Origin of the sequence: Nocardioides pelophilus (genome assembly GCF_014180685.1) — a bacterium.
In the GTDB taxonomy this organism is placed as follows: domain Bacteria; phylum Actinomycetota; class Actinomycetes; order Propionibacteriales; family Nocardioidaceae; genus Nocardioides; species Nocardioides pelophilus.
The window spans coordinates 1-17,658 of sequence record NZ_JACEHF010000085.1; the positions used below are offsets into that span (position 1 = coordinate 1).

The 17,658-nt window shown below is 72.0% G+C and carries 15 protein-coding genes and 1 pseudogene; 11 read left to right on the forward strand and 5 right to left on the reverse strand.

Features of this window, described 5'->3' with window-relative positions; genetic code table 11:
• Positions 1 to 399, forward strand: a 399-nt coding sequence (locus H0488_RS14015; RefSeq protein WP_183099888.1) for a ComEA family DNA-binding protein, incomplete at its 5' end; no start/stop codon positions are given.
• Positions 400 to 420: 21 nt separating this feature from the next.
• Here the strand turns inward: H0488_RS14015 and H0488_RS14020 are convergent.
• The gene (locus H0488_RS14020) at positions 421 to 1,473 is read right to left on the reverse strand and encodes an HPP family protein (RefSeq protein WP_183099889.1); all 1,053 of its coding nucleotides are present in this window, start codon (positions 1,471 to 1,473) and stop codon (positions 421 to 423) included.
• Between the two features lie 132 nt (positions 1,474 to 1,605).
• Here H0488_RS14020 and H0488_RS14025 point away from each other — a divergent pair, with 132 nt between their 5' ends.
• Both H0488_RS14025 and holA read left to right on the forward strand, forming a co-directional pair.
• On the forward strand, positions 1,606 to 3,978 hold the full coding sequence (locus H0488_RS14025) for a ComEC/Rec2 family competence protein (RefSeq protein WP_246372120.1): 2,373 nt from the start codon (positions 1,606 to 1,608) through the stop codon (positions 3,976 to 3,978).
• Between the two features lie 10 nt (positions 3,979 to 3,988).
• Positions 3,989 to 4,936 (forward strand): DNA polymerase III subunit delta, encoded by a 948-nt coding sequence (gene holA, locus H0488_RS14030; protein ID WP_183099890.1) that lies wholly within the window; start codon positions 3,989 to 3,991, stop codon positions 4,934 to 4,936.
• A gap of 97 nt (positions 4,937 to 5,033) precedes the next feature.
• Here the strand turns inward: holA and rpsT are convergent, their stop codons facing one another.
• On the reverse strand, positions 5,034 to 5,294 hold the full coding sequence (rpsT, locus tag H0488_RS14035) for a 30S ribosomal protein S20 (RefSeq protein WP_183099891.1): 261 nt from the start codon (positions 5,292 to 5,294) through the stop codon (positions 5,034 to 5,036).
• A gap of 166 nt (positions 5,295 to 5,460) precedes the next feature.
• Here rpsT and H0488_RS14040 point away from each other — a divergent pair, with 166 nt between their 5' ends.
• Positions 5,461 to 5,916 (forward strand): DUF3592 domain-containing protein, encoded by a 456-nt coding sequence (locus H0488_RS14040; RefSeq protein WP_183099892.1) that lies wholly within the window; start codon positions 5,461 to 5,463, stop codon positions 5,914 to 5,916.
• A gap of 1 nt (position 5,917) precedes the next feature.
• On the opposite strand, the gene H0488_RS14045 is transcribed toward H0488_RS14040, so the two are convergent.
• Positions 5,918 to 6,847 (reverse strand): phosphotransferase family protein, encoded by a 930-nt coding sequence (locus H0488_RS14045; RefSeq protein WP_183099893.1) that lies wholly within the window; start codon positions 6,845 to 6,847, stop codon positions 5,918 to 5,920.
• Between the two features lie 115 nt (positions 6,848 to 6,962).
• Between H0488_RS14045 and lepA the strand changes: the two genes are divergently transcribed.
• Positions 6,963 to 8,834, forward strand: coding sequence for a translation elongation factor 4 (gene lepA / locus H0488_RS14050; protein ID WP_183099894.1), 1,872 nt, complete (start codon positions 6,963 to 6,965; stop codon positions 8,832 to 8,834).
• 45 nt (positions 8,835 to 8,879) lie between these two features.
• Here lepA and H0488_RS14055 read toward each other — a convergent pair whose 3' ends face one another.
• Positions 8,880 to 10,010, reverse strand: coding sequence for an NAD-dependent epimerase/dehydratase family protein (locus H0488_RS14055; protein ID WP_183099895.1), 1,131 nt, complete (start codon positions 10,008 to 10,010; stop codon positions 8,880 to 8,882).
• Here H0488_RS14055 and H0488_RS14060 point away from each other — a divergent pair.
• A complete protein-coding gene (locus H0488_RS14060) occupies positions 10,000 to 10,956 on the forward strand; it encodes an aminoglycoside phosphotransferase family protein (RefSeq protein WP_183099896.1) in 957 nt (318 codons plus the stop codon). The two genes, H0488_RS14055 and H0488_RS14060, sit on opposite strands and share 11 nt — an antisense overlap.
• Before the next feature lie 15 nt (positions 10,957 to 10,971).
• Here the strand turns inward: H0488_RS14060 and H0488_RS14065 are convergent, their stop codons facing one another.
• Positions 10,972 to 11,343 carry a hypothetical protein gene (locus H0488_RS14065; protein WP_183099897.1) on the reverse strand — a complete coding sequence of 124 codons (372 nt, stop codon included), beginning with the start codon at positions 11,341 to 11,343 and terminating at the stop codon, positions 10,972 to 10,974.
• A gap of 147 nt (positions 11,344 to 11,490) precedes the next feature.
• Here H0488_RS14065 and H0488_RS14070 point away from each other — a divergent pair, with 147 nt between their 5' ends.
• The 5 genes and pseudogenes from H0488_RS14070 (at position 11,491) to hemW (ending at position 17,542) form a co-directional block, all read left to right on the forward strand.
• The gene (locus tag H0488_RS14070) at positions 11,491 to 12,267 is read left to right on the forward strand and encodes a hypothetical protein (RefSeq protein ID WP_183099898.1); all 777 of its coding nucleotides are present in this window, start codon (positions 11,491 to 11,493) and stop codon (positions 12,265 to 12,267) included.
• A 263-nt stretch (positions 12,268 to 12,530) separates the two neighbouring features.
• Positions 12,531 to 12,971 (forward strand): annotated as a pseudogene (locus tag H0488_RS24155) (MOSC domain-containing protein); the annotation flags it as partial.
• Between the two features lie 119 nt (positions 12,972 to 13,090).
• Positions 13,091 to 14,878, forward strand: a complete 1,788-nt coding sequence (locus tag H0488_RS14080) for an AMP-dependent synthetase/ligase (RefSeq protein WP_246372122.1) — start codon at positions 13,091 to 13,093, stop codon at positions 14,876 to 14,878.
• A gap of 463 nt (positions 14,879 to 15,341) precedes the next feature.
• A complete protein-coding gene (locus tag H0488_RS14085; RefSeq protein ID WP_183099900.1) occupies positions 15,342 to 16,271 on the forward strand; it encodes a dioxygenase family protein in 930 nt (309 codons plus the stop codon).
• Positions 16,272 to 16,294: 23 nt separating this feature from the next.
• The gene (gene hemW, locus H0488_RS14090) at positions 16,295 to 17,542 is read left to right on the forward strand and encodes a radical SAM family heme chaperone HemW (protein WP_183099901.1); all 1,248 of its coding nucleotides are present in this window, start codon (positions 16,295 to 16,297) and stop codon (positions 17,540 to 17,542) included.
• Positions 17,543 to 17,658: the final 116 nt, after the last annotated feature.

Consider the following 17,658-nt stretch of genomic DNA (forward strand, 5'->3'; position numbering starts at 1 on the left):
CCCGGCATCGTGGTGCTCGACGCGGGCGCCCGGGTCGTCGACGCGCTGGCGGCAGCCGGCGGGGAGCGGACGGGCGTCGACCTGAGCAGCCTCAACCTGGCCCGGGTGCTGGTCGACGGCGAGCAGATCGTGGTGGGCGCACCCCGCGGGACGGTCCCGGCGGTGCCGGCGGTGCCGGGCGGGACCGCACCGCCAGGCGCGCCGGTGGCCCTGGTCAACCTCAACACGGCATCCCAGGCCGAGCTCGAGACGCTGCCGGACGTCGGCCCGGTGACCGCGCTGGCGATCCTCGCGTGGCGCGAGGCGCACGGAGGCTTCACCAGCGTCGACGAGCTGCTCGAGGTCGACGGCATCGGCGAGGCGACGCTGAGCAACCTGGCCCCCTACGTCACCGTGTGACGGCGGCGTCGGCCAGCACAGTCAGGCCGAGCGGTCCTCCAGCAGCGCGCGGTGCAGGACGGCGATCAGGTCTCCGCGGGTCACCATGCCGACCATCCGCTGCTGGTCGTCGACCACCGGCACCACCTTGAAGCCCTCCTGGGTCATCATCGGCACCAGGTCCGCGACCGGCGTCCGGGAGTCGATCGTGGTCACCTCGCGGATCATGATCGACTCGACCGGCTCGAGCTCGACGAGGTCGCGGGTGAAGAGGTCGATGATCGACACCACGCCGGCCACGCGGCCGTCCTCGTCGATGACGGGAAGGGTCTTCACCCGGCGCTGCACGATCACCGTGCGCGCGCGGTAGATCGACTCGAACGGGCGGACGGTAGCGACGTCGGTGTGCATGATCCGCGAGACCGGGACGCTGCCGAGCCGGCGGTCGAGCGCGTGCGCCTCGGCGTCCCGGGCCAGCGCGACGACGTCCTCCGGGAGGACGTCGAGCCGCTGCGAGAGCCGGGCCATCGCCGACTCGATGTCGGCGGTGCCGAGGGTGAGCTCGGCGGCGGCGCCGGTGGGCTGCGGGGTGGCCGCGGCGCGGTGCGGGTAGCGCCGACCGGTGAGGTTGTTGACCGCAACGGCGACGAGGAGCAGCGCCACCGTGTTGACGGCGACGGGGAGTACGGCGAAGGCGAGCCCCTGCTCGTCGATGGCAGGTGTGGCGGTGGCCGCCAGGAGCGCGCAGGCGCCGCCGGGAGGGTGGAGGCACCGCAGCAGCATCATCACGCCGATCGCGGCGCCGACCCCGGCGGCGCCGGCCAGCAGCACGTCGTCGATCAGCCAGTGCGCCGTCAGGCCGACCAACGTGGAGATCACGTTGCCGCCGACGACCGGCCAGGGCTGGGCCAGCGGGCTGGCCGGGACGGCGAACAGCAGGACCGCCGCTGCGCCCATCGGGGCGACGATGAACGGCAGCGCCTCCGGCCCGCCCGGCACGACCTTGGCCGTCGCTCCGGCGACCGCGATGCCGATCAGGGCACCCACCGCTCCTCGGGCGAGCTCGGCAGAGGAGTAGCGCGTCACCCACGGCACCTTAGGTGCTCCTCGGGCCCCGGCAGCGCTCGACCCGGCAACCGTCCACAAGGCTGTCCGGAACTGTTGGCTGTGCACAGCGCGCGCCGGTCGACCGGTCCGACGTCGGGGGAGCTCCCTAGCTTCGCCGGCATGGACCAGCAGGCCGCCGAGCGCGTCGACGAGCGACGCCTCCCCGTGCACGACCTCCGGATGGCAGCGGTGGCGGCCGTCGGCTGGCTGGGCGGCATCGGCGCCCACCGCGTCGGCCACGGTGCGCTCTGGGGGGCGGTCGCGCTCGCCGTGGCGGCCTGGCTCGTCGCCCGGCGTGGCCACGTGCGGCTCGGGCGCCTGGTCGCGGCCGGCGCCGTCGTGGTCGGCGGCGTGGTGGGCGCGACGCTGCTGCGCGGCGAGGTGGTGGCCCAGGGCGTGCTCCCCGGGCTGGCGCAGCAGCGGGCGGTCGCCGAGGTGACCGGAAGGGTGGTCTCCGACCCGGTCACGGTCGACGGTCCGTGGGGCCAGCAGGTCGTGGTCCGGCTCCGCGTGCACGAGCTGACCGCGCGCGGTGCGTCGTACACGCTGGGTGCGGTGGTGGTCGTCCTCGGCGACCCCCACTGGTCGCAGGCCCAGATCGGCTCCGAGGTGCGGACCGTGGGGCGGCTCGCGCCGGCCGACGACGGGCAGGTGGCGGCGCTCGTGGTGGGCGCTCGGCCGCCCGTGCGGATCCGGGGGCCCGACGTGTGGTGGCGTGGTGCGGCGGCGGTCCGTTCGTCGATCCGCGACGCGGTCGCCGACCGGCCGGAGGCGCAGCGCGCGCTCGTGCCGGCCCTGGTGGTGGGTGACGACGCCGACCTGCCGTCCTCGCTCGAGCAGGACTTCCGCACGACCGGGCTCACGCACCTCACCGCGGTGTCCGGCACCAACCTCACCCTGGTGGTCGGCTTCCTGGTGCTGCTCGCCCGCGCGCTCGGCGTCCGCCGGTGGTGGCTGACGCTGGTCGGGGTGGTCGGCATCGCCGGGTTCGTGCTGCTCGCCCGGACCGAGCCGAGCGTGGTCCGGGCGGCAGCGATGGGGACGGTCGGCCTGTTCGCGCTCGGCACCGACGGCCGGCGCCGTGGGCTGCGCGCGCTCGGCGTCGCGGTCACCGGGCTGCTCCTGGTGTGGCCGTCGCTCGCGGTCTCGGCCGGATTCGCCCTGTCGGTCCTGGCGACGGCCGGCATCGTGGTGCTCGCGCCTCCGGTCCAGGCAGCGCTGGCGCGGTGGCTCCCGACTCCGGTGTCCGCCGCGATCGCGGTGCCGTTCGCCGCGCAGCTGGCGTGCACGCCGGTGATCGCGGCGCTGTCGGGTGAGGTCAGCGTGGTCGCGGTGCTCGCCAACCTCCTCGTCGCGCCGATGGTGGGGCCGGCCACGGTCCTCGGGCTGGCCGGCGGCATCGCCGGCCTGGTGTGCGACCCCCTCGGATGGTTGGCGGGCACCGCCGCCGGCGCCTGCGTGGGCTGGATCGTGGTGGTCGCCGAACACGGCGCCCAGCTGCCGGTCCCGTCGGTGTCCTGGGGGTCGGGCCCGGTCGCGCTCGTCCTCCTCACCTGCCTCTGCCTCGCCGTGGCCGTCGGCGCACCGGCGGTGCTGCGACGCCGGGCGATCGGCGTCGCGACGATCGTGGCCGCGCTGGTCCTGGTGCTGGGGGTCCCGGGGCGGTTCGCGTCGTTGTCGGCCGGCTGGCTCCCGGGCTGGCCGCCGGGGAACTGGCCGCCACGTGACTGGGCGCTGGTCGCCTGCGACGTCGGCCAGGGCGACGCCCTCGTCGTCTCGGTCGGACCCCGGTCCGCGATCGTGGTCGACGCCGGCCCCGATCCTGATCTCGTCGACCGCTGCCTCGACCGGCTCGGGGTCAGGGCGGTGCCACTGGTCGTGCTGACGCACTTCCACGCCGACCACGTCGACGGTCTGGCCGGCGTGCTGCGCGGTCGCCAGGTCGGAGCGGTCGAGGCGAGCCCGATGCTCGATCCGACCGCGGGTGCCGAGCAGGTCCAGCGCACGGCGCGGGAGTCGGGGCTGGTCGTCGCGAGCGCGCCGTACGGCCTGACCCGACGGTACGGCGACGTCACGCTCCAGGTGCTCTGGCCCGACCTGCCGGAGCCGGTCGTCGGCCCAGGCGACGGCAGCGCCGCCAACGACGCGAGCGTCGTGCTGCTGATCGAGACCCGCGGACTGCGGATCCTGCTCACCGGCGACGTCGAGCCGGGTGGGCAGGGGCGGCTCGCCGCGGTCCTGCCCGACCTCGACATCGACGTGCTGAAGGTTCCGCACCACGGCAGCACCTACCAGGAGCTCGACTGGCTGCGCTCGCTCGATGCCGAGGTCGCCGTCGTCTCGGTGGGGGAGGACAACGACTACGGTCACCCCGATCCCCGCCTGCTCGACGCCCTCGCCGCCGAGGGCGCCGAGATCGCGCGCACCGACCACGACGGTGACGTCGCCGTGGTGCCGGGGGACGCCGGTCCGGCTGTCGTCGCGTCCGACTAGGCTCGCCGCCATGCGGGCGGAGGATGTGCTGGGCCGGGTCGTCCTGGTGACCGGCAAGGAGGAGTTCCTCGCCGCGCTCACCGTCGACGAGGTCCGCGCCGCGGTGCGGGCCTACGACGCCGAGGCGGAGTTCTCCGAGGCGGCCGCCTCCGAGCTCAGTCTCGCCACCCTGGGCGAGCTCGCCGCGCCCTCGCTGTTCTCCTCGGTGCGGTGCGTGGTCGTGCGGGGCCTCGAGAACCTCCCTGACGAGTCCGTCGACGGGCTGCTGGGCTACGCGGCCAACCCCGTCGACGACGTCGCGCTGGTGCTCGTGCACGGCGGTGGCCCGAAGGGCTCGGGCGTGCTCACCAAGCTGCGCAAGCTCTCGACGGTCACCGAGGAGAAGTCGGTGGAGATCAAGCCGTGGGAGATGGGCGGCTTCGCCATCGGTGAGGCGCGCAGGCGCGGAGCGACCCTCGACAAGCAGGCAGCCGAGCTGCTCGTGGTCGCCGTCGGTCACGACCTCCGGTCGCTCGCGGCCGCCGTCGACCAGCTCACCAGCGACTTCCCGGACGAGCGGATCGACGCGGAGAAGGTCGGGCGCTACTTCGGGGGGCGCGCCGACGTGAAGAACTACGAGATCGCCGATGCCATGCTCGCCGGCAACCGTGCGCTGGCCCTCCAGGAGCTCCGCTGGGCGATCGAGAGCGGCACGTCGGAGGTCTACATCCTGTCCGCGGTCGCCGGGCAGCTGCGCTCGCTGGCCAACCACGTCGCCGGCAACCGCGACGGTGGGATGCCGCCGTGGAAGCAGAAGAACCTCAACGCCCAGGCGCGCGGCTGGTCCCAGCCCGGGCTGGCCCGGGCGATCCGGGCGGTCGCCAAGGCGGACGCCGATCTCAAGGGCGCATCGAGCGACGCGTCGTACACCTTGGAGCGCCTGGTGCTGACCGTCGCGGCGCTGCGCGAGGCGCACTAGCCCCCGGAAGGACGCGCGGGAACGACGAAGGCGCCCGACCCCTGCTGGGGTGGGCGCCTTCGTGGAAGGTCGGTGCTCCGGACCGGAGCCAGGGGCCTCAGAGAGAGGCGGCCTTCTTCATGATCGCGGACTTGCGGTTCGCGGCCTGGTTCTTGTGGATGACGCCCTTGGAGGCGGCCTTGTCGAGCTTCTTGGCGGCGTCGCGACCGAGCTCGATCGCCTGCTCCTTGTCGCCGGCCTCAGCGGCCTCGCGGAACTTGCGCACGGCGCTCTTCAGGCCGGTCTTGACGGCCTTGTTGCGCTCGTGGCGCTTCTCGTTCTGCTTGTTCCGCTTGATCTGGCTCTTGATGTTCGCCACTACTACGCCTCTGTCGTTCGATCGGTGAAAACTGGTCTGGTCCGGAGCGCGTCCGGGCAGGCATGGCTGTCCAGAGACGCGACGGACAAGGCTAACAGCGGTGCCGGAGCGCACCCAAATCGACCAGGAGGTGCCAGGACACCGTTCCTGTGGGAAATTGCGCGTCGTGCCGCAACCCCCGAAGTCCCCGCTCCCGGCGATGCTGATCGCTTCCGGCTCGATGGTGTTCTGGACGCTGGTCATCGTCGGGGCCGTCAAGGCGCAGGACACCCTGATCGGCATCGCTCTCGGCCTCGGTCTCGTCCTCGCCGTCTTCGCGATCGTCGTCGCCGTCCGCCGCAGCCGTGCCCGCCGGGCCGAGGAGGCGCGGATCCTCGACCAGGGCACGCTCACCCGGGCCCGGATCGTGACCGCGAAGAACAACGGGGCGCTCAACAACGACCCGTACGTCGACTTCGTGCTCGAGGTGCTGCCCGAGGGCGGCGAGCCTTATCGCGCCACCTACCGCACCCTGGTCTCGCAGATGGCGATCCCGCGGGTGCAGCCCGACACCGAGATCGACGTGTACGTCGACCCGGCCGACCCGCAGTCGGTCGTCATCGACCCGAGCCTCGTCTCCTGACCTACCGGGCCCAGCCCCTGCGCTCGGCGAGCCAGTCGTGGAGCACGTCGCGCTGCCAGGCCTGGGCCAGCCGCAGGTAGGGGGAGGTGGGGGGCACCGGCAGCGCGGCCGAGGCCTCGAAGTAGCCGAGCACGAGGGCGATCACGACGTCGACGTGCTCGGGGTCGACCGACGAGAGCAGCGGGTGCGCCGCGATGTGGGCCTCGACGTCGAGGCCGTCGCCGCGCGGACCGATGAGCAGGAAGAGCGAGTCGAGCCAGGGAGCCCCGGCGACCGGCCAGTTCCAGTCGCACATCACGACCGTCCCGTCGGCGCGGACCAGCAGGTTGTCGTCGCGGATGTCGGTGTGGACCAGGGTGTCGCCGTCGACGACGTCGGCGTACCGCGAGGCGAGGGCGCGACACTCCTCGGCCCGCGGGTGGTCGATCCGATCCCACAGCGACGGCCAGTCGGCGAACTCGTCGACCGCGCGCCCGATGCCGTCCGGCGCGGGCGTCAGCAGCCGGGCGACCTCGATCGCCATGCCGGACGCGGCGGCCAGCTCGTCCGGCGCCCACGGACGCAGCGGCGCGCGGCCCTCGACGTGCTCGAACCCGAGGACGACCCAGTCGTCGTCATGCATCCACTGCAGCCGCGGCGCGGGGATCCCCGCCGGCAGCATGCCCAGCTTGCGCGCCTCCTCGCGGTAGGCGTCGGCGAACGGGCGCTGGGCGACCGTCGACGCCGCCTTCACGAAGTGACGACTGCCGTCGGCGCAGGTCAGCACCGACGCGAACCCGGGGGTGAACCCCGAGGTCTGCGACGCGGCGTCGGTCACCGGCGCCCCGAGCCGCCTCTCCACCTCCGTGCGGATGTGGGGCGGCAGGTGGACCCACTCCAGGCGCCGCGCGGTGCGGCCGTGCGGGATCCTCGTCGGCAGGGCAGTGGTCACGCCCTCATCCTCCCGCGAGCCGGCTCGTCTCGGCACGCAGATAACGCCGACCCGGCTCGTGTCGACATGCGCCGACTCGGCGTTAGGCCGCAACCTGCGGAAGAATGGGCGAACCATGTCCGCATCCGCTCCGCAGCCCGGTCGCACCGACCCAGCGATCATCCGCAACTTCTGCATCATCGCCCACATCGACCACGGCAAGTCGACCCTGGCCGACCAGATGCTGCGGCTGACCGGCGTGGTGAGTGCCCGCGACGCCCGGGCGCAGTACCTCGACCGGATGGACATCGAGCGCGAGCGCGGCATCACGATCAAGAGCCAGGCCGTCCGGATGCCGTGGACCGTCCCCGAGGACAACGCCGAGGGCGCCGAACCGGGCACCTACGTCCTCAACATGATCGACACCCCGGGCCACGTCGACTTCACCTACGAGGTGTCGCGGTCGCTCGAGGCGTGCGAGGCGGCGGTGCTGCTGGTCGACGCCGCCCAGGGCATCGAGGCGCAGACGCTGGCCAACCTCTACCTGGCGATGGGTGCCGACCTGCACATCATCCCCGTGCTCAACAAGATCGACCTCCCGAGCGCCAACGTCGAGAAGTACGCCGCCGAGCTGGCCGGTCTGGTGGGCTGCGACGTCTCCGACGTGCTGCTCACCAGCGCCAAGACCGGCGTGGGCGTGGAGACCCTGCTCAACGAGATCGTGAAGCAGACGCCGCCCCCGGTCGGTGCCGCCGACAAGCCGGCCCGCGCGCTGATCTTCGACTCGGTCTACGACACCTACCGCGGCGTCGTCACCTACGTCCGCGTGGTCGACGGCAAGCTCACCCACCGCGACCGGATCAAGATGATGTCGACCAACGCGGTGCACGAGATGCTCGAGGTCGGCGTGATCAGCCCGGAGCCGGTGAAGGCCGGAGAGATCGGCGTCGGCGAGGTCGGCTACCTGATCACCGGAGTGAAGGACGTGCGCCAGTCGCGGGTCGGCGACACCGTGACGTCGCAGCACCACGGCGCCACCGAGCCGCTGGGGGGCTACAAGCACCCCAACCCGATGGTCTACGCCGGCCTCTACCCGATCGACGGCGACGACTACCCGGTGCTCCGCGACGCCCTCGAGAAGCTGCAGCTCAACGACGCCGCCCTGGCCTACGAGCCCGAGACCTCGGGCGCCCTCGGCTTCGGCTTCCGGGTCGGCTTCCTCGGCCTGCTCCACATGGAGATCACCCGCGACCGGCTCGAGCGCGAGTTCAACCTCGACCTCATCTCGACCGCGCCCAACGTGGTCTACGAGGTGGTCATGGAGGACGGCAAGCGGTTCGAGGTCACCAATCCGAGCGAGTACCCCGACGGCAAGATCGCCGAGGTCCGGGAGCCGATCGTCCGGGCGACGATCCTGAGCCCTAGCGACTACATCGGCGCGATCATGGAGCTCTGCCAGACCAAGCGCGGCAACCTGCAGGGGATGGACTACCTCTCCGAGGACCGGGTCGAGATGCGCTACACGCTGCCGATGGGCGAGATCGTCTTCGACTTCTTCGACCAGCTGAAGTCGCGCACCAAGGGTTACGCCTCGCTCGACTACGAGCGGTCCGGCGAGCAGTCCGCCGACCTGGTGAAGGTCGACATCCTTCTGCAGGGCGAGCCGGTCGATGCGTTCTCGGCGATCGTCCACCGCGACGCGGCGTACTCCTACGGCGTGATGATGGCCTCGAAGCTCAAGGAGCTCATCCCGCGCCAGCAGTTCGAGGTGCCGATCCAGGCCGCGATCGGTGCCCGGGTGATCGCCCGCGAGAACATCCGCGCGATCCGCAAGGACGTGCTCGCCAAGTGCTACGGCGGTGACATCACCCGCAAGCGCAAGCTGCTCGAGAAGCAGAAGGAAGGCAAGAAGCGGATGAAGATGGTCGGCCGGGTCGAGGTGCCCCAGGAGGCCTTCGTCGCCGCGCTGTCGACCTCGGGTCCGGCGGGCGACAAGCCGAAGAAGTAGCGGTCCGCCGGCTCGACAGCTCGCTCGACGGATTGGCGGACGGCTTCAACGACCGGCGTCGGGGGCGGGGTCGCCCCACATCGCGCGGACGCCGGCCCAGAGGTCGGCGTACGTCCCCGGGGCGTCGCGGTACGGCGAGCGCCGTGCGAGCGCGAGCTGCAGGAGCGGCGCCACCATCCGGAGCGGGTAGCGCCGCCAGCCGGTGCGGGCCCGGATCTCGCTGAGCATGTCGCTCCACGAGTGGTGCTGGAACCTCAGCTTGGCCTGCGCGTCCGAGGTGTCCATCCAGTCGGTGGCGAACCAGGCGCCGTCGTCGTCCGGGTCGCCGGGGCGGCCGGGCGGCATCACCCCGTCGAGGCCCATGGCTGCGACCATGTCGGCGCCCACGTCGCCCTGTACCCGCCGGTGGCTCTCGTCGCCGCCGATCAGGAAGGTCTCTCCGACCACGGGTTCCCGCGCGGCCGCGGCGAACGCGGCCGCCACGTCGCGCACGTCGACCGTCTGGAGCCGGCCGTCGGTCGGCAGCAGGGCCCCGAACTGCAGCACCTCCGTCCCACCGGCCGCGCGAGGCTCGACGGTGAGTACGCCGGCGAGCCGCAGGATCACGAAGTCGAGATCCGCGTCGCGGACGATCGCCTCGGCCTCGACCTTGTGCTGTCCGTAGCTGTCTGCCGGGGCCACCGGTGTCTCGGCGGTCAGCAGGCCGAGGTCGCGATGGGGGTTGCGCGCGCCGTACACCGCCATGCTCGACGCGAACACGAACCTCGGCCGGGTCGCGGCGGCCTCGGTCGCGGAGACCAGCATCCGCACGCTGTCGACGTTCACGGCGCGGGCGACCTTGGGGGCCGCGTAGCAGGTGGGCGGGATCACCGCGGCCAGGTGGATGATCACGTCGGGCCGGGTCTCCGTGAGCAGGGCGGTGACGTCCGCCTCGTCGGTGAGATCGGCCCAGCGGGCCGCGAAGCGCGGGCCCGACCGGCGCCGGGAGAGCGCCTTGCGGTTCGCTGCGGTGGCCAGGTCGGTCGCGGTGACCTGCCAGCCGTCGCCCAACATGCGCTCGACGACAGCCGACCCGACCAAGCCGCATGCACCCGTGACGAGAACGTGTTGCACGTCCGGAAGGCTAGTGGACGCCGGCCGCCCGCGGGTCTGATGTGATGAACCGGTGCTCACCATTCCGCCCGGGCTCGACCGCCAGCGGTCGCTGGGGCCCGAGTGGGCCGCCTGGTTGGACCGGCTGCCCGGACTGGTCGGCGACGTGGTCGACGGCTGGGAGCTGCAGCTCGACGGCCCGCTCTGGCACGGGTTCTGCTCGCTGGTGGCGCCGGTGCACACGCCCGCGGGCGCGGAGGCCGTGCTCAAGATCGGGCTGCCCGACGACGAGTCGGAGCACGAGCACCTCGCGCTCCAGCGGTGGCGCGGCAGGGGCGTCGTACGACTGTTGCGCGCCGACCCGGCGCGACGCGCGCTGCTGCTCGAGCGACTGGACCGGGTGGACCTGAGCGACCCCGCGCGGCAGCGCGGCGAGACGCGCCCGTCGATCGGGGACCAGGAGGCCTGTGAGATCGTCGCCGGCCTCTACCCGCGCCTCCACGTGCCGCCGATGCCGCAGCTGCGGGAGCAGGCGTCGTACGTCCGGCGCTGGGCGGCGGCCGTCGAGCGTGACGCCGACGCCGTCCCCGTCCCGCGGCGGCTGGTCGAGCAGGCCCTCGCGCTGGCGGGTGATCTCTGTGCCGAGCCTCCCACCGCGGTCATCCACGGTGACCTCCACTACGAGAACGTGCTGCTCGGCGAGCGCGGCGGCGAGCCGACCTGGCTCGCGATCGATCCGAAGCCGGCCAACGGCGACCCGCACTACGAGATCGAGCCGATGCTGAGGAACCGCTTCGAGGAGTACGGCGACGTCGGGTCGGTCCGCGACGGCATCCGCCGCCGCTTCCACATCCTGGTCGACGCTGCCGGCCTCGACGAGGAGCGGGCGCGCGACTGGGTGGTCGTGCGCAGCATCCTCGACGCGCACTGGGCCTTCGCCGACGCCGTCCGCGCCGATCGCGCGATGTCGGTCGCCGAGCGCGACCACGTGACCCGCTGCATCACCGTGGCCAAGGCCGTCCAGGGCTGAGTGGCGGGCCGGCCGTCACGCGTCCGGGGCAACGTGGCGGCGCCGCCGGGATCGAACGAAGGCCAGGTAGCCGGCCGCGGCACCTGTTCCGAGCGCCAGCGTTGCGCCGACCGAGGCGAGCGCGACCAACCGGCCCGCCTGCCGGACGCAGTCGCGGTCGATCGCCCAGCGGTTGACGGGGACCTCCCCGCCCATGAACCCGTCGCCTTCGAGCAGGACGACGTCGTAGGCGGACCCGCAGAACGTGGGCCCGGCCTCCGGTCGGCGGTCGCCGGCGTACTGACGTCCGATGTCGCTGTGGACGTCGTAGGTGAAGAGCCACGCAGACAGGGCCAGCAGCACGCCGGTCGCAGCGACCAGTGCGAACGTCCCGCGCCGTGCGTCCATGCGTCCCAGTCTGGGCGACCGACCTGACGGAAGCGGGGACGCTGGGTATCCACCAGCCGCAATGCCACCTCCTCGATCGTCGCGGCGGCCGAGCTCCGTTGGGGGATTCGCTGCGCGGGAAAGCTCTCGCAGGTGAGAATCGCCGACATGTCCCGGGTCCTTCGCGCGGCCTGCACCGCCGTGCTCTCGCTCGTCCTGCTCGCTCCGACCGTCGCCCATGCCGACCGGTGGACGAGCCCGGACGAGATCGGTGACGTCGAAGGCTGGACCTACGACCCGGAGCCGAAGCCGTGCGGCACCGACATCGAGGTCGATGGGTCGGACGAGTCGAACACCGACATCACCGGGCTGGCCGTTCGGCACTCGCGGCGCGCCATGATCGTCACGACCCGGTTCGCGGAGCTGGACCCGGACCTCGAGCAGTGGGTCTCGCTCTACGTCCGCTCGGACGGTGGCGGCTGGTGGCTCGACGTCGATCGCTACCAGACCCGCGCCGGGTCGTGGCGGGTGATGACGTTCATGGCGGAGGAGCCCAGGCTGCCGGATCCCGACGACGTCGAAGAATGCGGGATCGGGATCGTGTTGTTCGACGTCGGTTGCCGCACCGAGTCCCTGGTCGACTTCGACCGCGACCTGATCCGGCTGGCAGTGCCGCGCCGGTGCATGGGCAATCCCCGCTGGGTGCGGGTGGGTGCCGACGCGCACCGGTTCGTCGAGCCCGAGGACCCGGACGTCGAGAGCTTCACCGTGTTCTCCGACGAGTGGGACGGCGGCGCCGAGCTCTCCTACTGGATGCCCCCGTTCGGACCGCGCGTACGCGCCACGACGGGCGCCCTGGTCGGCGACCCGGCAGTCGCGGCGTCGACGCGGGGCCAACGGCGCCACCTCGTCGTACGTGACGGCGACATATTCGCGCGACGCTGACGCCGCCACCTGGGACGATCGCCGCATGCCCCGGCTCCTCTCCGTCAACGTCGGCCGCCCCAAGGACGCTGCCTGGGCGGACCTCGGGCGCACGTCGATCGACAAGCGCCCGGTGAGCGGACCGGTCGCGGTGACCGAGCTCGGCCTGTCCGGCGACCAGGTCTCCGACACCCGTCACCACGGCNTCCGGCGACCAGGTCTCCGACACCCGTCACCACGGCGGCGTCGACCAGGCGGTCTACGCCTACGCGCGTGAGGATCTCGACTTCTGGGAGGCGGAGGTGGGGCAGGAGATCCGGGACGGCCAGTTCGGCGAGAACCTCACGACCGAGGGGATCGACCTCACCCACGCTGCCATCGGCACCCGGCTGCAGATCGGCGAGGTGGTGCTGGAGATCGCCGCGGTGCGCACGCCCTGCAACGACTTCAAGTGCTGGATGGGGCTGAGCGGGTTCGACGAGACCGCGTGGGTGAAGCGGTTCGCCGCCGAGCGGCGGCCGGGCCCGTACTTCCGGGTCCTGTCGACCGGCACGATCACTGCCGGCGATGCCATCACGGTCGTGCACGAGCCGGCGCACGGCGTCACGGTTCGCGACATGTTCGTGGCCCTGACCCTGGACCGCAGCCGGCTGCCCGCGCTGCTGGCGATCGACGGACTCGCGGCGAAGGCGAGGCGGAAAGTCGACGAATATCTCGCTGGGTAGGGGGTTCGCTATCCCCGGCGGCGCGGGTGATCTAGGTTACGTCTTAACCCCCTTTCGGTCTCGGAAAGCGCATGAGGAGCGTCATGCCCATCACCCACGACACGAGTTTTCTCGACCGCATGCCACAGAACGTCGCGATCCAGTTCCTGGACCGCGTCGCGGCATCGGGTCCGAGGGAAGCATTCCGGTTCCCGCGCGGCGAAGCGTGGGAGTCGGTCACCTGGGCCCAGGCGGGCGAAGAGGTACGCCGCCTCGCGGCCGGCCTGCTCTCGCTGGGCCTTGCGCCCGAGCAGCGAGTCGGGATCGCCTCGTCCACCCGTTACGAGTGGATCCTCGCCGACCTCGCCGTCATGTGCGCCGCCGGCGCGACGACGACGGTCTACCCCTCGACCGGGGACGAGGACACCGCCTTCATCCTGGGCGACTCCGAGTGCCGCTTCGTCTTCGCCGAGGACGCCACGCAGCTGGAGAAGATCCAGTCGCACCAGGCCGAGCTGCCGGTGCTCGACAAGGTGATCTGCTTCGACGGGAGCCTCGCCGACGGTGAGTCCGTCCTGTCGATGGACGGCCTCGCAGAGCTCGGCGACGCCTACCTGGCCGAGCACCCGGACGCGATCGAGGCGGTCAGCAAGGAGATCCGGCCCGACCAGCTCGCCACCCTGATCTACACCTCCGGCACCACCGGCCGCCCCAAGGGCGTGCGCACGCTGCACCGCGCGTGGGTGTTCGAGGGCGAGGCGATCAAGGCGCAGGGCATCCTCAGCGAGGACGACCTCCAGTTCCTGTGGCTGCCCATGGCCCACTCCTTCGGCAAGGTGCTGCTCTCCACCCAGCTCGCGTGCGGTTTCGCGACCGCCATCGACGGCCGGGTCGACAAGATCGTCGAGAACCTCGGCATCGTGAAGCCGACGTTCATGGGCGCGGCCCCGCGGATCTTCGAGAAGGCGCACGCGCGGATCGTCACCATGCAGGCGGCCGAGGGCGGCGCGAAGGAGAAGATCTTCCTCAAGGCGTTCGAGGTCGGCACCAAGGTCGACCAGCTCAAGCGGGAGGGCAAGTCCGTCCCGCTGCTGCTCAAGCTGCAGCACCGGCTCTTCGACAAGCTGGTCTTCAGCAAGGTCCGCGAGCGCTTCGGTGGTCGGGTGCGGTTCTTCATCTCCGGCTCGGCGGCGCTCAACGCCGAGATCGCGCAGTGGTTCCACGCGGCCGGCATCCTCATCCTCGAGGGCTACGGCATGACCGAGAACGCCGCCGGCGCCACGGTCAACCACCCCGACGAGTACAAGATCGGCACGGTCGGCATGCCGTTCCCCGGCACCGAGGTGCGGATCGGCGAGGGCGGTGAGGTGCAGCTCAAGGGCCCGCACCTGATGGCCGGCTACCACAACCGCGACGAGGCCACCGCCGAGGCGATGACTCCCGACGGGTGGCTGCGCACGGGTGACAAGGGCGAGCTGGACGACGACGGCTTCCTGCGGATCACGGGCCGGATCAAGGAGCTCTTCAAGACCTCCGGCGGCAAGTACATCGCGCCGCCGGCGATCGAGGCGAAGTTCAAGGCGATCTGCCCCTACGTCAGCCAGTTCATGGTGTTCGGGGCCGAGCGCAACTTCGTGGTCGCGCTGATCACCGTCGACCCCGACGCGATCGCCGGCTGGGCCGCGGAGAACGACATGGCCGACGCCTCCTACACCGACATCGTCCGGTCCGAGAAGACGAGGGCGATGATCGGCGACTACGTCGACCAGCTCAACTCGCAGCTCAACCGCTGGGAGACCATCAAGAAGTGGGAGCTGCTCGACCACGACCTCACCATCGAGTCCGGCGAGCTCACGCCGTCGCTCAAGGTGAAGCGGGCCGTCGTCGAGACCAACAACAAGGACCTGATCGACGCCTTCTACGGCTGATCGTCCACCGCCCATCCGGCTGCTCGCCGCCGTTCGGCCTGCCCCGCTGGTTGAGGTGCGAGCGCAGCGAGCCTCGAGACCAAGGCACCTTGGTTTCGAGGCTCGTCGCTAGCGCTCCTCGCACCTCAACCAGCGGTGGCGGTGGCGGCGGGGTCGAACTACGACGGTCGACCGGCGGTGGCGATCAGCGCCCATCCGGCTGCTCGCCGCCGTTCGGCCTGCGCGCCGCTGGTTGAGGTGCGAGCGCAGCGAGCCTCGAGACCAAGGCACCTTGGTTTCGAGGCTCGTCGCTAGCGCTCCTCGCACCTCAACCAGCGGTGGCGGTGGCGGCGGGGTCGAACTACGACGGTCGACCGGCGGTGGCGGCGGGGTCGACCAGCGGCGGCGGAGTAGCGCCCGGTTCTGCGGCTGAGCACGGGCGGCTCACAGGAGCCGCACAGGCAAGCTGGCTTCACTGATCGCCATGACCAGTGATGCACACGACCATGTTCACGGGGAGCTCGAGGCGCACGACCTCGGCCTGCAGCACGACCTGTCCGAGCTGTCCGAGCAACGCGGGCGCGCCTGGGGCCGCCGCGGCCTGCTCAGCCTGATGGGCGGGATCGGGGTGGCCGCGGTGGCGGGCTGCGCCGCGAGCGACAGCAGTACGACGGCGAGCAGCTCGTCGAGCTCGAGCAGCAGCGCCGTCGTACCCCCTGGCGGCGGCACCGGCGGCACCCCGCCCGACGGCGGCGCGGGCGGCGACTCGGGCGTCGAGGTGGCCGAGGGCGAGATCCCCGAGGAGACCGCCGGCCCTTATCCGGGCGACGGGAGCAACGGGCCGAACGTGCTGACCGAGTCGGGGATCGTGCGCAGCGACATCACGACCAGCTTCGGCTCGGCGTCCGGTGTGGCCGGCGGTGTGCCGACGACGGTGCGGCTCCGGGTCTACGACCTGTCGGGCGAAGACATCACGCCGCTCGCCGGGTCGGCGATCTATCTCTGGCACTGCGACCGCGAGGGCCGCTACTCGATGTACTCCGACGGCGTCACCGAGGAGAACTACCTCCGCGGCGTCCAGGAGGCCGACGAGGACGGGTGGCTGGAGTTCACCACGATCTTCCCGGCCTGCTACTCCGGCCGCTGGCCGCACATGCACTTCGAGATCTACGAGAGCCTGGCCAAGGCCACCAGCGCCGACAACAAGCTGCGCACCTCCCAGCTGGCGATCCCGAAGGAGATCTGCGACGAGGTCTACGACAACGTGGAGGGCTACGAGCAGAGCGTCACCAACCTCGCCCAGCTCTCGCTCGACACCGACGGGATCTTCTCCGACGGCTACTCGCTGCAGCTGGCGAAGGTCACCGGCTCGGTCGACGAGGGCTACACGATGACGCTCAACGTCCCGGTCTGACCTGCGCCTGCGACAATCGTCGGGTGCCGTCAGCGTTGCCCGAGGGGGACCCCGCCCCGAGCGACGGCGCGCTTCCCGAGTCGGCCCTCGCCGGGCTCGGCAGCCGTCCGTTCGGCTTCTACGTGCACGTGCCGTTCTGCCGGGTCCGGTGCGGCTACTGCGACTTCAACACCTACACCGCCGAGGAGCTCGGCAGCGGCGTCTCCCGGGCGACGTACGTCGACCACGCCGTCGCCGAGGTCCGGCTGGCCCGCAGCGTGCTCGGCGACGTCGACGTGCCGGTGGCGACGGTCTTCCTCGGCGGGGGTACGCCGACGCTGCTGCCCCCGCAGGACCTCGGCCGGATCCTCGCGGCCGTCGACGACGAGTTCGGGCTGGCGCCGGGCGCCGAGGTGACCACCGAGGCCAACCCGGACTCCGTGGACGGGGCCTACCTCGAGCGGCTGCGGGAGGCCGGCTACAACCGGATCTCCTTCGGCATGCAGTCCGCGGTCCCGCACGTGCTCGCGACCCTCGACCGCACCCACGACCCGGAGCGGGTGCCGGGCGTGGTCGCCGCCGCCCGCGCGGCCGGTTTCGACCGAGCCGGAGGCGGGAGCATCAGCCTCGACCTGATCTACGGCACGCCGGGGGAGAGCGCGGCGGACTGGACGGCATCGCTCGAGGCGGCGCTGGCCTGCGAGCCGGACCACGTGTCGGCGTACTCGCTGATCGTGGAGGAGGGCACCGCGCTCGCCCGCCGGGTCAGGCGCGGCGAGCTGCCGATGCCCGACGACGACGACCTCGCCGACAAGTACGTCGCCGCCGACGACCTGCTCACCGCCGCCGGCCTGCAGTGGTACGAGGTCTCCAACTGGGCGCGCGACGACGGCGGCGGGGAGGCTCGGTGCCGCCACAACCTCGGCTACTGGGCGGGAGCCGACTGGTGGGGTGTCGGGCCGGGCGCGCACTCCCACGTCGGCGGGGTGCGGTGGTGGAACGTCAAGCACCCCGCGGCGTACGGCGACCGGCTCGCGGGCGGTGCCAGTCCGGCGCACGCCCGCGAGGTGCTCGACGACGAGACCCGCCGGGTCGAGCGGGTGCTGCTCGAGGTGCGGGTCCGAGACGGACTCGCCGATGACCTGTTGGACGACGCAGGCCGGGCGGCCGTGCCGGACCTCGCGGCTCGCGGACTGGTGGACGCCCAGGGGTGGGAGCAGGCCGGCCGGGTGGTGCTGACACGGAGCGGACGGCTGCTGGCCGACGCCGTGGTGCGCGAGCTCATCGGCTGATCGGCGATAGGGTTTCGGGCATGGTCGACCAGGAGCAGCCAGAGCCCGGCGAGGGCGTGACGCCGCCCACCGCCGTGCCGCCGCCCACGCCGTCCCCGACGCCTCCCACGGCGGCC

Coding starts and splice junctions, on each gene's coding strand:
- H0488_RS14025 (WP_246372120.1), top strand. CDS start 1,606: ATGGACCAGCAGGCCGCCGAGCGCGTCGACGAGCGACGCCTCCCCGTG.
- holA (WP_183099890.1), top strand. CDS start 3,989: ATGCGGGCGGAGGATGTGCTGGGCCGGGTCGTCCTGGTGACCGGCAAG.
- lepA (WP_183099894.1), top strand. CDS start 6,963: ATGTCCGCATCCGCTCCGCAGCCCGGTCGCACCGACCCAGCGATCATC.
- H0488_RS14055 (WP_183099895.1), bottom strand. CDS start 10,010: ATGGTGAGCACCGGTTCATCACATCAGACCCGCGGGCGGCCGGCGTCC.
- H0488_RS14065 (WP_183099897.1), bottom strand. CDS start 11,343: ATGGACGCACGGCGCGGGACGTTCGCACTGGTCGCTGCGACCGGCGTG.
- H0488_RS14070 (WP_183099898.1), top strand. CDS start 11,491: ATGTCCCGGGTCCTTCGCGCGGCCTGCACCGCCGTGCTCTCGCTCGTC.
- H0488_RS14080 (WP_246372122.1), top strand. CDS start 13,091: ATGCCACAGAACGTCGCGATCCAGTTCCTGGACCGCGTCGCGGCATCG.
- H0488_RS14085 (WP_183099900.1), top strand. CDS start 15,342: ATGACCAGTGATGCACACGACCATGTTCACGGGGAGCTCGAGGCGCAC.